The organism is Kineococcus deserti, assembly GCF_050871945.1.
GTDB lineage: Bacteria > Actinomycetota > Actinomycetes > Actinomycetales > Kineococcaceae > Kineococcus.
In genome coordinates, this window is sequence record NZ_JBJLSI010000009.1 from 86,734 (window position 1) to 101,444 (window position 14,711).

Below are 14,711 nucleotides of genomic sequence, written 5' to 3' on the forward strand. Positions count from 1 at the left end.
GCGCGAAGGGCCGGTTCCCACCAGGGAGCCGGCCCTTCGCCCTTTCCCGGCGTGGTCGAGCACTTCCGTGATCGAGCACTTCCGGGCCACGGTGGGACGGGTCAGCGGCGGGCGGCGGCCACGACGCGGACGGCGCGTTCGAGCGCGTGCTCGGGATCCACACCCCCGCCCTTGACGGCGTGGTCGGCCTCGGCCACGGCCAGGATCGCCTCGGCCATCCCCTCCGGCGACAGGTTCCGCACCTCCCGCTGAGCCCGCTCCACCAGCCACGGCGCCATCCCGAGGTCCCGGGCGAGGTCGGCGGGCCGGCCCCGGCCCGCGGCGGCGACCTTCGCCAGCTGGCGCAGCCGCGAGGCCAGCGCCGCCACGACCACGACGGCCGGGACGCCGGTGGCGGCCGCGTGCCGCACGAGCACCAGCGCCTGGCCCTCCCTGCCCTCGATCGCCGCATCGGCCACCTCGAAGCCCGTCGCCTCCCGGCGGCCCCCGTGGTACCGGTGGACGTCGTCCTCGGTGACGGTGCCGTCGGTGTCGGTGAGCAGCTGGTCGACGGCCGCGGCGAGTTCCCCGAGGTCGCTGCCCAGGGCGGCGACGAGGGCCCGGGCGGCGTCGATGTCGATCTTCCGGCGGGCCCGGCGCACGTCCCCGAGGACGAAGTCGACCTTGTCCTGGTCGCGTTTGAGCGGCTGGCAGGAGACCTCCGCGAGCCCGGGCACCGCGCGCGCCGTGTCCAGCACCTTCTTGGCCTTGTTGCCGCCGCGGTGCCGCAGGACCAGCACGACCGTCTCGACGGGGGCGGTGAGGTACTCCAGGACGTCCTCGACGAAGGCGTCGCTGGCGGCGTCCACCCCTTCGACGAGCACGAGGGAGCGTTCGTCGAACAACGACGGAGACGTCCACGTGGCCAGCTGCCCCCGCTGGTACCCGGCCGCGGTGACGTCGGTGCGTTCGAACGTCGGGTCGAGGGCACGCATCCGCGTCAGCAGCGCCGTCAGCGCCCGGTCGGCGAGGTGCTCCTCGGAGCCGGCCAGCAGCACGACCGGCGCCGGTTCCAGGTCGTGCGGTGCGACGGTGCCCGGCGCGGGTGCGCCCTTCTTCGCGGGCTTCGCGGCGGACTTGCTGGCGGTCTTGGCGGGCACGGGCCCACTGTCGCACGGGCTCCCGACAGCCCGTCCGTGGCGCACAGTGGGTGTGTGGCAGGACGCGTGGGCCAGCTGGGGGCCGGCCGGATGGGGTCGCCCGTGCTGCGGAGGTGGCTGGAGGCCGGGCACGACGTCCTGGTGCACGATCCGGATCCTGCGCGCGGCGCGGCGGCACGGGACGCCGGAGCCACCACCGCGGACTCCCCCGCGGCGGTCGCGGCCGCCGTGGACGTCCTGGTGACGGTGCTGCCCGGTGCCGCCGAGGTCGCGGACGTCGTGCCCGCCCTCGTCCCGGTGCTGCGGCCGGGATCGGTGTGGCTGGACCTGACCAGCGGTGACCCCCGCACCACCGACCGGATCGCGACCGCGCTGAGCGGCCGGGGAGTCGCCACGGTGGCGGCCGCCGCGGGAGGCGGGCCCGCGGCCGCGGCGGCCGGTTCCCTGGAGCTGTTCGTCGGCGGGTCCGCACAGGACCGGGTCGCCCCGCTGCTCGCCGAACTCACCCGCAACGGCGGGTCGCTGCGGAACCTGGGCGAGCGGGCCGGGGCCGGGCAGACGGCCAAGCTCCTGGCGAACCTGCTGTGGTTCGCCGAGTCGGTGGCGGTGACCGAGGCGCTGCTCATCGGCCGCGAGGCCGGGCTCGACGTGCGGGCGCTGCGGGCCGCGCTGGCCGGTTCGGCGGGTGACAGCGTGTTCCTGCGACGGCACGCCGACGCCCTGCTGGCCGGCGACGACCTCACCGACTTCTCACTGCCCCGCGTGCTGGAGGAACTGGAGGTCGTCGACGAGCTGGCCGGCGGGGTTCCGCACCCGCTGCACCGGCGGGTGCTCGAACTGCACCGGGAGGCGCTGGCCGAGTTCGGGCCGGTCGACGGTGAGCTCATGGCCGCCCGGCTGCTGGAGCGCCGCGCCGGCCGCCCGCTGACCGAGCCAGGAGTGCTCGATCACCGAAGTGCTTGATCACCGAAGTGCTTGATCACCGCGGGGGTGGGCAACCGACCGTCGTGATCGAGCCCGGGCAGGGGTCACAGGCGCCGGTGGGTGAACTCCCCACCGACCAGCGTCGCGACGACCTCGGTGCGCCGCAACGCCTCCGCCCCCTCCTGCGCGAACGTCCGGGACGGGTCGGCCGCCACCAGCGCGAGGTCGGCGACGTCCCCCACGAACACCCCGCGCCGGCCGCCGCAGCTCGCCGCCAGCGCGACGTCGAAGGGCAGGTGCTGTTCGGGGTGCCAGGGTTCGCGTCCGTCGACCGTGCGGTGCACGGAACTGGCCAGCGCGTCCCACGGGTCCAGCGGCGCGACGGGAGCGTCGGAGCCGAGCCGCAGTTCGGCCCCGGCCGCGTGCAGCGCCGCGTACGGGTAGGCACGTTCGACCCCGGTGGGCCAGTGCACCTGCACGGCGTCGCGGTCGTCGACGGCGTGCCGCGGCTGGATGCTGGCGATCACCCCGAACTCGGCGAACCGGGGCAGGTCCGCGGGGTGGACCTGCTGGGCGTGCTCCAGGCTGCCGGTGCACCCGACGGCGGCGAAACCGTCGAGCGCGACGCGCACGGCCTCGTCGCCGATGGCGTGCACCGCGACGGCCAGGCCGTGGGAGGTGGCCCGGCGCAGCGCGGGTTCCAGCTCCTGCGGGGCGATCCGCAGCATCCCGTGCCCGCCTGAGGGGTACTCCTCGTGGCAGAAGGCCGTCCGGGTGCCCAGCGATCCGTCGACGACGAACTTCACCGGCCCGACGGTGACGCGGTCACCGGCGAGCGGGTCGCCCGTGCGCTGCCCGGCGGCGACGGCCTCCTCGAGCCAGTCCGGCCAGACGCCGGCGGCGATCCGCACGGCGGGCCGCTGCCGCCGGATCCAGACGTCGACGGGCGCGTACTCCAGGTCGACCAGGCCGGTGACCCCGCGGGCCGCGGCGGCCCCGGTCGCCTCGTGCACCCAGCGGTCCAGGACCTGCTCCCCCACCTGCCCGAGCGCGGCCAGCAGCGCCATGGCCGGGCCCTCTCGCAGCACGCCCGTGGCGTCGTCGAGGCCGAACCGGCGGGCCGCGGCCGAGTTCGTCCACGCCGCGTGCAGGTCCGCGCTGACGACCACCACGGGACGGTCGGGGAACCGCGCGTCGAGGACGTCCCGGTGCGCCGGCCGGCTCCACAACGCGTCGCGGTACCCGTGCCCCACCACGAGGTCCCCGCCCGGCCCGGCCTGCGCGAGCAGGGTGTCGGCGACCTCCTCCGGCGAGGTGGCGGCCAGGACGTCGACGCGCCGGCGGGCGCAGGCCCACTGGGTGAGGTGGACGTGGGAGTCCACCAGCCCGGGCAGCAGCACCGCACCGCCGGCGTCGACCCGTTCCACGTCGCTCGGGACGTCCAGGTCCCGGCCGACGGCGGCGACCCGGCCGTCGGCCAGGAGCACGTCCAGGACCCGGCCCGCTCGCCGGACGTCGCGCAGCAGCCTCACCGGCTGGTCTCCACTCGTGCGGCCCGGCGGCGGGCCTGCTCGGCGGGGTGGGCACCGGGGCTGCCGCCAGCGACCGGCAGGTGGCATCGTCCCGCGGCGCGGTCAGGACCCGGCGAGGGGGTCCGTCCTCGCCGGCGCGGCTCGCCTACCGCGCGACCACGGTCACCCGGGTGCCGCCGGCGTCGGCGCACGCCGGGCCGCCGCAGTCGAGCAGGAGGAGGTCGCCGGCGCGCAGGACCGCCTGGGAGCTGATCGAGGTGCTGGGGCTCAGCGGCCAGAGGACGCCGTCGTGCGGCTGGACCGGCAGCCTGAGCCTCCTGGTCTGCCACCCGCCCGTGCACTCGCCCTTGGCGTCCACGTCGCCGAGCCGGCCCGCGTCGACGCCGAAGTCCCCGCCGTCGTCCCACGGCGCGTCCGAGTCGTACTCGCTGATGAAGCCGTCGACGGTGTACCGCTCGCCCCGGGGGCAGGCGAAGGAGACCGGCCAGGTCACGAGCGTGCCCTGCCTGCTCACCGTCGCCCGGTCGCCGACGTCGAGCCGGGGGTCGGTCTCCGGGGCGGCCTGAGCGGGTGAGGCCGTGGCGACGAGAGCCAGGGCGGCGGTGAAGAGCGCGGCGGTGCGTTTCACTTCTCCTCCAGGAAACTCAGCAGGCTGTCAGGATGCCCAGCCGACCCCGCCGTGTCCAGAACGGGTTCGAAGGCGCCTCCTCCGGTCCTGAGCCCCGGAACTCACTGCGGCGGAATGGATCTCGTTCCTAGGGGGCGACCCGCGCGAACCGCGGGACGGTGCGCAGGTCGCACACCACCCGGACCTGCGCCGGCCCCTGGAACAGGGTGCCGTCGGGGCCGCGCCAGTGGCCGGCGGGCAGGACGACGTCCCGGTGCGTCGCGCCCCGCTCGAGCACCGGGGCGACGAGCAGGTCGGGGCCCAGGAGGAACTGGTCGCTCACGTGCTCGGTCCCGGGTTCGTGGTAGGCCATCGCCCGCACGACGGGTTCGCCCGTGGTGGCGGCCGCCTGCACGAGGCCGAGGAGCAGCGGCAGCAGCTCGGCACGCAGCGCGAGCGCCGCGTGGACGGCCGCGAGGTGTTCGGCGTCCAGGACGCGGGCCGGGGAGACCGAGAACTGGACCATCGGTGCCAGGCAGGCGATCTGGGCGTAGCGGACGAAGAACTCCTGGTCCACCTCCCCGGTCACGGCGCCGATCTCCCCGCCGCCGACCATGTCGGGGCAGGAGAAGGCGTACCCGAGCAGTCCCTGGGCGACGAGTTCGGGCACGAGCGACCCCAGGCCGTCGGACCCCCAGGACGGTGGTTTGTCCTGCAGGCGCTGGGCCAGCGGCTGCCCGCCCTGCCGCCAGCAGGCGCGGAACTCGTTGAACGAGAAACCCAGGCCGACGCGGGCCCAGCGTTCGGTGAGGTCGACGGGTTCGGCCGGCTCGGCGGTGCGGTCGTCGAGGCGGAAGTCGCGGGCGTCCCCGCCGTCGAACTTGAAACCGTCGACCCCGGTCGTGGCCCGCAGCGCGTCGAGCCGGCCGGTGAACCACCCCACGGCGTCGGGGTTCGACAGGTCCAGCACCGCGCTGAACCCGTTCCACCAGCGGCGCACCGCGACCTCCCCGGCGGCGTCGCGCAGCAGCAGACCCCGGTCCTGCAGGTCGCGGAAGGTCGCCGAGTCGGGGGTCACGAACGGGACGACCCACAGCATCACCGGGCAGCCCCAGGCGTGCAGCTGCTCGACCATCGCGGCCGGGTCGGGGAACCGGGCCGGGTCGAACACCAGGGTTCCGTGGTCGGGGGCCCAGTTGTCGTCGATCATGACCACGCCCGGGGGCAGGCCGGCGTCGAGCAGCGCCCGGACGTGGGCCAGGACACCGTCCTGGGTCGGCGCCCAGGGCAGTTCGATCCACGTGTTGTACTGCGGGGCGGTGAACAGCTCCCGCGCCGGGGTGCGTCCGGAGGCGGGGAAGAAGCGTTGCGCGGCAGCCAGGTAGGCCTCGCGCAGGTTCTGCCCGCCGCGGCCGAGCAGCAGGTCGCGGCCGCTCACCCGCAGCCGGCCGGGCTCGACGGTGAACGCGAACGGCCGCTCGGACCAGACGACGCGGCCGGTGCTGGACAGCAGCAGCGGCCCGGCCTGGTTCGACGGCGGCCGCTCGACGGTGCCCGGCAGCGGCGCGAGGTCACGGGTGAACGGCTTCGCGCCGAAGGGCATGGAACCGCCGTCGTCCACCGCTCCGCCCCACCACACCTCGCCGGTCTCCAGGGACAGGTCCAGTTCGTCGCCGACGAGGGTGAACGTGCCGGTGGACGGATCGTTGTGGTGCACGGGTCTCCCTCGACGCGGTGGTGGAGGCGATCCTAGCCAGGGGCGGTCTCCCGCACCCCGTCCCGGAGCCCGGCCGCACCGGAGGTGGGCGTGACGATCCCGGCCGAACCGTCGACGACGACGTGGTCGCCCGTGCGCAGCCGGCGGGTTCCGTCCGCGGTGCCGACGACGGCGGGGATGCCGAACTCGCGGGCCACGATGGAGGCGTGCGCGGTGAGCGCGCCACTGTCGGTGACGACCGCTGCGGCCGTGGCGAACAGGGGGGTCCAGGCGGGCGTGGTGGCCGGGGTGACCAGGACCTCTCCCGGGCGCAGGCTGGAGGCCTCGGCGAGGTCGGTGAGCACCCGCACCACTCCGGAGACCCGGCCGGCGCTGGCGGGCTGCCCGACCACGGCGCCGGCCGGGACCGGGCCGGGCCGGCCGTTCCCGGCGATCCGTTGGAGGGGACCGCCGCCGCGGGGGCCGTGCCGGCCCAGGGTGAGCGGTGCGAGGTGTCGACGCTGCGCCTGCCACCGTGCCCGCCGGTCGCGGGCGGTGGCCGACACGGCACCGGCGGCGCCGAACTCGCCGCGGTGCAGGAAGAACACGTCGTCGGACTCCTCCAGCGTTCCGCGCCGCACCAGGAGTTCCCCGATCCGGCGCACGACGGCTCGCAGCACCGGCCAGCCGAGGGTGAGTTCGCGGACCTGGTGCTCGCGCACCTCCGCGTAACGCCGGTTCACGGCGAGCAGTCCGCTGAACTGCCGCCGCCGCCGGGGATCGGCCAGGGCCGCGAGGCAGGCGGCCTCGGCCTCCTCCCGCTGGGCGCGCAACCCGTCCCGACGCTCCGGGCGGTCCGGCGGACCGGCCTGCGCGCCGGTCTCGCCCAGGGTGGGCCGGTACCAGTCGACGGTGGACACCGCGTGCGGTGGTGGCCGGGTGTCGACGCCCTCCAGCCCGCTCACCAGGACCTGCACCCCGTCGGCCAGCGGGCCGTCGGGCCCGGTCAGCGCGCCCAGGTGGCGACCGGCGAAACGGGCCAGGCACCGTTCCATCTTCCAGGCCGCCCCGCCGACGACGGCCAGGAACCACAACTGCCGGCCCGCCACCGATCCGATCCGATCGACCAGGCCGGTCAGGTCGTCCAGATCCTCCAGGTCACCGGCGGTCTCCAGGCGGTGCTCGGCCTCCTCGACCAGCCGCCGGTACCGGGGCAGTTCCACGTCCTGCCACAGGCGGTGCAGGTCCCGCAGAACGGCCCGGTCGGCGGCGACCGGGTCGCGGAAGACGTTGCCCAGCGCCTGGTAGAGCACCGGGACGATGCGGCCGCGGGTGTGCACCAGCGCCTGCACGAGCGTTCCCGGGCCCGGGCGCGGGGTGGTGTTGTAGTACCAGCCGTCGACCAGCGCGTGCGGGAACTCGACGGCGATGCCGATGCTGTCCCGCATCCCGTCCAGGTACCCCCGCTCGAGCAGTTCCAACAGCCAGTCGCCGAACAGCGGGGTCACCGGCTCGGGCAGCCACTCCCCCAGACGGAAGTTCCGCATCCACACCCCCGGACCGGGTGCCGTCCACTCGACCGGGTCGGGCAGGGCGGTCATGGGTCTGGCCTGCAGGAGCAGCAACCGTCCCCCGGGCCCGATCGCCCACTCGAGGTCCACCGGGATCCCCCGGCCCCCGGACGCCAGGGCCCGGGCCACGTCGGCGCCCAGGGCGGCGACCGCAGCGGCCTGCGCGGCGTCGATCGCCTCCTCGTCGAGGCGCTGCGCTCTCGCCCTGCCGTCGCGGACGGTCCAGTGGTCGCCGTCGGCCTGCCCGCTGACCAGTCGTTCCCCCAGGCCCCGGACGGCGGTCACCACGGTCTCGGCGCGGTCCCCGGTCAGCGGGTTGGCGGTGAAGGCGACCCCGGCCGCGACGGCCGGCACCATCACCTGCACGAGCACCGCCATCTCGGACTGCGCTGCGGGGTCGACGTCACGACCGGCCCGGTAGGCGGTGGGAACGGCGCCGGTCGCCGCCCGCAGGCAGCGGTCGACGGCGTCCGGGACCTCCTCGGCCCGCAGGTTCAGGAACGTCTCGTACTGCCCGGCGTAGGAGGCGTCGGCGCCGTCCTCGGTGGTGGCCGAGGACCGCACCGCCAGCAGTTCCCCGTCCGGCGCGATGCCCGGCAGGGCCTGCAGGAGGGCCGCGGTCACCTGCTCGTCGACCCGGCCGCGGGCCGCGGTCGTCACGACCAGACCGGCCGGCACCGGGAAACCCGCCGCCGCCAGCCGGGCCAGCGGGGCGGCCTTGCCGCCCACGACGGTGGCGGGCAGACCGGCCGCCTCGACCAGCGGGACCACGATCGGCGCTGTCATGTCCTGCCTTCCACCGGGTGTCGGGGCGGGGAACCGGACGTTACCCGCAGGTGACCGGCGCCCGCCACGACGAGTGACGGGCATCATCCCGCCGAGTACCGGGCGCGGCGATCGGCTTGCGTGGCATCGGATCCCCGCACGAGGGTGCGCAACTCCCCCGCCGTCCCCACCACCGCGACGTCTCCGCCGGTGTCGGTCCGCAGGACCCGGGCGCCCGTCCCGGCCAGCAGGTCGAGGGTTCCCGGCGCCGGGTGACCGTGGTCGTTGCCCTCACCGACCCCGACGAGGGCGACGCGTGGGCGGACCGTCGCGTAGAGGTCCTCGAACTGCGTGGCCGACCCGTGGTGGGCGACCTTGACGACGTCGACCGTGGTGCCCGCGGGCAGGCGCGCCAGCAGTCGGCGCTGCCCGCCGTCCTCCAGGTCCCCGGTCAGCAGGACCCGCACCCCGGCCACCTGCGCGAGCAGCGACACGCTGGCGTCGTTGACCTGCGCGGAGTCGGGTGCACGCACCCGGCCGGCCGCGGGTTCGGGTCCCAGGACCGTCCAGGACACCCGACCGGCCGCGCCCTCCTGCCCGGCCTGCGCGACGGTGACGTCCGCACCCGCCTGCGCGGCCGTCCCGGAGACCCGCCCGGCAGCGGGGTCGACGGCCAGCGGGGACACCAGGACCGTTCCCACCTCGCGACCCTCCAGCGCGCCGGCCAGACCGCCGACGTGGTCGGCGTGGAAGTGGGTGAGCACCACCGCGTCCAGCCGTTCCACGTCGAGCCGGTCCAGGCACCCGTCGACGAGGACGTCGTCGGGGCCGGCGTCGACGAGCACCGCCGACCGCTGCCCCGAGCGCAGCACGAACGCGTCGCCCTGGCCCACGTCGCAGCCCACGACCAACCAGTCCGGTGGCGGCCACGGACCCGACGGCCCACCCCAGCCCGGCGCGCACCGCACCAGCAGCGCGCCGGCCAGCGCCAGCACCGCCGCCGCCGCCAGCCACGGCCGGCCCGCGCCCCGCCGTTCCCCACCCTGGCGGCGGAACCTGACCACCGCCGCGACCGCGCCGAGCAGCAGCGCGGTCAGCACGGCGACCACGGCCGCACCGACCGCCCCGGAGGGCACCGGCAACGCCGTCGGCAGTTCCGCACCCGCCCGGGCCACGACGGCGATCCACCAGGTGCACGACCCCGCCGGCCACGCCAGGACCGCCGCACCCGCGGGCCACACCGTCGCCAGCAGGGTCGCACCCAGGCCGATCACCGTCGCCGGCGCCACCGCGGGGGCGACCAGCACGTTCGCCGGGATGGACACCAGGTTCACCGACGGCTGCAACAGCACCACCACGGGACCGCAGACCGCCTGCGCGGCAACCGGAACGGCCACCGCGTAGGCCAGCGGGCGGGGCGCTCCGGCCTCGGCGAGCCGGTCGGCCCAGGGCCGGGCGAACAGCACCAGCGCGCTCGTGGCCAGCGCCGACAGGACGAAGCCGAACTCCCGCGCCAGCCACGGGTCGGCCACCAGGAGCACCACGACCGCCGCGGCCACGACGGGGATCCCGCGGACCGGCCGCCCGGCCGCCAGACCGGCCATGCCGACCCCACCCATGACCGCCGCGCGCAGCACGCTGGGTTCGGGCCGCGCCAGCACGACGAAACCCACCAGGCCCACGCCCGCGACCAGCAGGCGGCTGCGGCGACCGAACCCCAGCCAGGACGCGACCAGGACGAGGAAACCCACGACGAGCGTGGTGTTCGAGCCGCTCACGGCCGTCAGGTGGGTCAGCCCCACCTGACGCATGGCGGCCTCGAGGTCGGCGGGCAGCGCGGAGGTGTCGCCCACCACGAGACCGGGCAGCAGTCCCCGCGCGTCGGCGGGTTGCCCCGAGACCGCCTGCCGCAGGCCGGAGCGCAGGTGCTCCGCGGCGCGCAGGGCCGGCCCGGGTGCGCCGGCCGCGACGGGCGGCCCGCTCGCCGAGACCAGGACCAGGGACCTCTCGCCCGGGTCGGCCGGCCCCCACCGCCCGTCGAACTCGATCTGCTCGCCGAACCGGACGTCCCGCCAGGCCTGCGCGTCGGCGAACACGGTGGCCGGGGTGGACAGCGCGGTCGTGGTTCCCCGCCCGGTCAGCCCGGTCAGCCGGACGTCCAGGACGACGCGGGGCGGTCGCCCCTCGCGGGAGGCCAGTTCCCGCGGGTCGGAACCGACGGTTGCCGTGACCGTCCCGGACACCCGGCGCTCGGCGAGCTCCGCGACGCCACCGGAGGAGGACCTGCTGTGCTGCACCGCGACCGAGAACAGCACCAGCAGGCACCCGCAGGCCACCAGCACGACCCGGGCGCCGCGACGGACCAGGACCAGTCCGGTCACGGTGACCAGGAGGGCGGCGGCCCCGGCCACCACCGCCCGCCACCCCAGGTGCGGGGAACCCGTGGCCCAGAACGCCGTTCCCCACGCCCCGCCGGCGAGCGCCGCCAGCCGCAGGTCCAGGGCGACCGGCGGGGGCCCGACGGCCCGGCCGGCGCTCACACCGTCACCAGGTCGCGCAGGTCCTCCAGGACCTTCGGGCCGATGCCCTGGACCTCGCCGAGGTCCTCGACGGACGTGAAGTTCCCGTTGGTCTCGCGCCAGGCCACGATCCGCCCGGCGAGGACCTCGCCGACGCCGGGGAGTTCGTCCAGGTCGGTGGCCGAGGCGGTGTTGAGGTTCACCGGACCCGGTGCGGCGGAGGCGCCCTGGTTCCCCGCCGGGGCGGGGGGAACCTCACCCGGCCCAGGTACCAGGACCTGCTCGCCGTCGACGAGGACGCGTGCGAGGTTCACCGCGTCGAGGTCGGCGTCGGGCGCCGCGCCCCCGACGGCCGTGAGGGCGTCGGAGACCCGGCTGCCCACGGGCAGCGTCACGACGCCGGGTGCGGCGACCCGCCCCGCGACGTGCACGACGACCACCGTCGGCGCCGCCGACGCCGCCGACGCCGCCGACGCCGTCGGAACCGACGACGCTGCCGCGGGAACGCCCGCGGCGACCGGTCCGCTGCGTTCGGGCAGCGCCTGCCCCGGGTCCCCGGCCGGCGCCGGCCAGCTGCGCCAGGCCCAGAACCCCAGCACGGCGGCCACGAGGAGACCGATCAGGAACACCCCGACGGCCGCCCGGGGATCGACACGCACCCGGGCGGCCCGCACCCCCGGCGGGGTGCGGTCGGCGACCCGGCGCCGCCACTCCCCCAGGGGTCCCCCGGCGGCCTGGCCTCCTTCGGGCCCGTCGAGGTCGTCGTCGAGGTCGTCGTGGCCGAGGTCGTCGTGGCCGAGGTCGTCGTGGCCGAGGTCGTCCAGCGGGTCGGGGAACTCGCGGAACTGCCGGGCCGCGATCCCCCGGGCACGCGAGAGCGCGTCGCGGGACCGGTAGGACGAGGGCACGCCGAGAACCTAGGCAGCCCCCGCCGGCGGACCGGGCCGGCACCGACCCGGTTGTGGACGGCGCGGAGCCCGGATGCCCTGTGGACACCGCGGTGTCACGTGGCGGCGCGCGTCCCCAGGAGTTCCCGTTCCACCTGCGCCTGCACCTCGGCGACCATGTCGAGGTCATCCGGGTGCAGCAGCCACTGCACCTGCAACCCGTCCATCACCGCGACCAGGCGCCGCGCCGCCGAGTCCGGAGCCGGGTGGCCGCAGTCGGCGAAGGCGTCGGACAGGGTCGCGACGATGCGCCGGTAGCGCTGGTCGAAGAAACCGTGCGCGGGGTGCTCCGGTGAGGTCGCCTCGGCGGACAGCACGCTGAACAGCTCGACGATCCCGCGCCGGCCGGTGTTGCGGCGCACGACGTCCACCAGTGCGGCCAGTCGCTGCCGCCCCGACCCCTCCTGGAGGTCCGAGGCGGCCGCGTCGTCGACGTCGCGGCGCTCGAGCACCGCCAGCAGCAGCGACTCCTTGTCGCCCACGTGGTGCAGCAGCCCGGCCAGCGACAACCCGCAGCGGGAAGCGAGGTCGCGCAGGGAGGCTGCGCGGTACCCCGACTCGGCGAAGAGGGCCACCGCCTCGGTCAGGATCAGCTCGCGCCGGGCGCGCCCCTTCGCGTACTCCCCGCGGGTGGCTCCCTGGTTGGCCATGAGCCAATACCTATCACCTGAACGGTTTTGGGGGTAGCCTCCCGCCATGACCGACACCGACGTCCCGAGCTCGCCGGCCGAGCTGCTCGCTCAGCTGACGCTCGAGGAGAAGGCCGCCCTGCTGGACGGCTCCGACTTCTGGCACACCGAACCCGTGCAGCGGCTGGGCATCCCGGCGCTCATGGTCACCGACGGCCCGCACGGCCTGCGCAAGCAGAGCGAGGGCGGCGACCACCTCGGCCTGAACGCCAGCGTGCCGGCCACCTGCTTCCCGCCGGCCGCCGGGCTGGCCTCGTCGTGGAACGTCGAGCTGCTGCAGCGCGTGGGTGAGGCCCTGGGGCGCGAGACGCGCGCCGAGAAGGTGTCGGTCCTGCTCGGCCCGGGCGTGAACATGAAGCGCTCCCCCCTGTGCGGGCGCAACTTCGAGTACTTCTCCGAGGACCCGGTGCTGGCCGGCGACCTGGCCGCCGCCATGGTCGCGGGGGTGCAGAGCCAGGGCGTGGGGACGTCGCTGAAGCACTACGCGGCCAACAACCAGGAGACGCAGCGGATGACGATCTCCGCCGACGTCGACGAGCGCACGCTGCGCGAGATCTACCTCACCGCCTTCGAGCGCGTGGTGAAGAAGGCGCAGCCGTGGACGGTCATGTGCTCCTACAACCGCATCAACGGCGTCTACGCCTCCGAGGACCCGTGGCTGCTGACCCGGGTCCTGCGCGAGGAGTGGGGTTTCGAGGGCCTCGTCGTCTCCGACTGGGGTGCGGTCAACGTCCGTGAGGACGGCGTGCGCGCCGGGCTCGACCTGGAGATGCCGTCGTCGTCCGGCGCGGGAACCCGGCGCATCGTCGAGGCCGTGAACGCCGGGACGCTGAGCACCGAGGCCCTCGACAAGGCCGTGCTGAACGTCCTGAACCTCGTCGAGAAGGCCAGGGCCGCCCTGGCCGACCCGGGATCGTTCGACGTGGACGCCCACCACGCCCTGGCCCGGGAGGCCGCCACCCAGAGCGCGGTCCTGCTGAAGAACGAGCAGAACGCGCTGCCGCTGGCGGCGACCGGCGGCACCGTCGCCGTGGTCGGCGAGTTCGCGCGCACCCCGCGCTACCAGGGCGCCGGCTCCTCGCAGGTGAACCCGACCCGGCTCGACGACGCGCTCAGCGCGCTGACGGCCCAGTTCCAGGGGTCGCGCGAGGTGACCTTCGCCGCCGGCTACGTCCCCGAGTCCGAGGAGGCCGCCGAGGAACTGGTCAGCCAGGCCGTCGCCCACGCGGCCGCGGCCGAGGTCGTCGTCGTCTTCCTGGGTCTGCCGGCCTCCTACGAGTCCGAGGGTTACGACCGCGAGCACACCAACCTGCCGCCCACGCAGCTGGACCTGCTGGAACGGGTCGTCGCCGCGAACCCGAACGTCGTGGTCGTGCTGGCCAACGGTTCCGTCGTCAACCTCGAACCGTGGCAGCACTCGGTCAAGGCCGTCCTGGAGGGCTGGCTGGGCGGCCAGGCCGGCGGCGGCGCCGTCGCCGACCTGCTCTGCGGTGTCGCCAACCCCTCCGGCAAGCTCGCCGAGACGATCCCGGTGAACTACCGCGACAACCCGACGATCGGGAACTTCCCCGGCGAGCAGGGTCACGTCCGCTACGGCGAGGGCCTGCTCGTCGGGTACCGCTGGTACGACGCGCGGTCGCTGCCCGTGGCCGCCGCGTTCGGTCACGGTCTGTCCTACACGACGTTCGAGTACTCCGACCTGCAGTTGCAGGCCGGCGAGAACGGCCTCGACGTCCACGTGACGATCCGGAACTCCGGGGACGTCGCCGGCAGCGAGGTCGTCCAGGTGTACGTGGCCGACACCGAGGCCAGCGTCTCTCGCCCGGACGCCGAGCTGAAGGGTTTCGCCCGCGTCACCCTGGAGCCCGGCGAGAGCCGCGAGGTCGTCGTGACCCTGGACGAGCGCGCGTTCTCCTTCTGGCACACCACCGCCGGGCGGTGGGTCGTCGAGGGCGGCGAGTTCGGCGTCCGCGTCGGCGCCTCCTCGCGCGACATCCGCCTGGCCACCACGATCGAACTCCCCGGCGACGGCGTCGTCACCCCGCTGGCGCAGGACTCCGAGGCCGAGGAGTGGCTGGCGCACCCGTCCGCCGGCGAGAAGGTCCGCGAGGCGCTCGAGGGCACCGCGTGGAGCGAGATGATGTTCGACCCGCACAACGGGCAGATGATGCGGGCCATCCCGCTGCTGCGCCTCACGCGCTTCCCCGGGTTCCCGATCGCCGAGTCCGACCTGCCGAAGCTGCTGTCCGAGGCCGACGCCTCCTGAGCGGTTCCGCCCGGGGGCCGACGACCGTCAGCTCCCGGGCGGGCCGTCCACCGGCA

10 protein-coding genes are annotated in these 14,711 nt (G+C 75.5%); 2 read left to right on the top strand and 8 right to left on the bottom strand.

Annotated features, from left to right (window positions below; translation table 11 throughout):
* Positions 1-101: 101 nt before the first annotated feature.
* Positions 102-1,139, bottom strand: coding sequence for a DNA polymerase III subunit delta (gene holA / locus ACRYR2_RS09780; protein WP_432562666.1), 1,038 nt, complete (start codon positions 1,137-1,139; stop codon positions 102-104).
* A 54-nt stretch (positions 1,140-1,193) separates the two neighbouring features.
* Between holA and ACRYR2_RS09785 the strand changes: the two genes are divergently transcribed.
* Positions 1,194-2,102 (top strand): NAD(P)-binding domain-containing protein, encoded by a 909-nt coding sequence (locus ACRYR2_RS09785; protein ID WP_432562667.1) that lies wholly within the window; start codon positions 1,194-1,196, stop codon positions 2,100-2,102.
* 65 nt (positions 2,103-2,167) lie between these two features.
* On the opposite strand, the gene ACRYR2_RS09790 is transcribed toward ACRYR2_RS09785, so the two are convergent.
* From ACRYR2_RS09790 to ACRYR2_RS09820, 7 genes are all read right to left on the bottom strand, one after another.
* A complete protein-coding gene (locus ACRYR2_RS09790) occupies positions 2,168-3,595 on the bottom strand; it encodes an amidohydrolase (protein WP_432562668.1) in 1,428 nt (475 codons plus the stop codon).
* Between the two features lie 145 nt (positions 3,596-3,740).
* Positions 3,741-4,223, bottom strand: a complete 483-nt coding sequence (locus ACRYR2_RS09795) for a hypothetical protein (protein WP_432562669.1) — start codon at positions 4,221-4,223, stop codon at positions 3,741-3,743.
* A 127-nt stretch (positions 4,224-4,350) separates the two neighbouring features.
* Positions 4,351-5,919 (bottom strand): glycoside hydrolase family 31 protein, encoded by a 1,569-nt coding sequence (locus tag ACRYR2_RS09800; protein WP_432562670.1) that lies wholly within the window; start codon positions 5,917-5,919, stop codon positions 4,351-4,353.
* Positions 5,920-5,951: 32 nt separating this feature from the next.
* Positions 5,952-8,255, bottom strand: coding sequence for a PEP/pyruvate-binding domain-containing protein (locus ACRYR2_RS09805; protein ID WP_432562671.1), 2,304 nt, complete (start codon positions 8,253-8,255; stop codon positions 5,952-5,954).
* 83 nt (positions 8,256-8,338) lie between these two features.
* Positions 8,339-10,774, bottom strand: coding sequence for a ComEC/Rec2 family competence protein (locus ACRYR2_RS09810; RefSeq protein ID WP_432562672.1), 2,436 nt, complete (start codon positions 10,772-10,774; stop codon positions 8,339-8,341).
* Positions 10,771-11,661, bottom strand: a complete 891-nt coding sequence (locus ACRYR2_RS09815; protein ID WP_432562673.1) for a helix-hairpin-helix domain-containing protein — start codon at positions 11,659-11,661, stop codon at positions 10,771-10,773. Before ACRYR2_RS09815 ends, ACRYR2_RS09810 begins: the two co-directional genes overlap by 4 nt.
* A gap of 95 nt (positions 11,662-11,756) precedes the next feature.
* The gene (locus ACRYR2_RS09820; RefSeq protein WP_432562674.1) at positions 11,757-12,350 is read right to left on the bottom strand and encodes a TetR/AcrR family transcriptional regulator; all 594 of its coding nucleotides are present in this window, start codon (positions 12,348-12,350) and stop codon (positions 11,757-11,759) included.
* A gap of 46 nt (positions 12,351-12,396) precedes the next feature.
* Here ACRYR2_RS09820 and ACRYR2_RS09825 point away from each other — a divergent pair, with 46 nt between their 5' ends.
* Positions 12,397-14,655, top strand: coding sequence for a glycoside hydrolase family 3 C-terminal domain-containing protein (locus ACRYR2_RS09825; RefSeq protein ID WP_432562675.1), 2,259 nt, complete (start codon positions 12,397-12,399; stop codon positions 14,653-14,655).
* Positions 14,656-14,711: the final 56 nt, after the last annotated feature.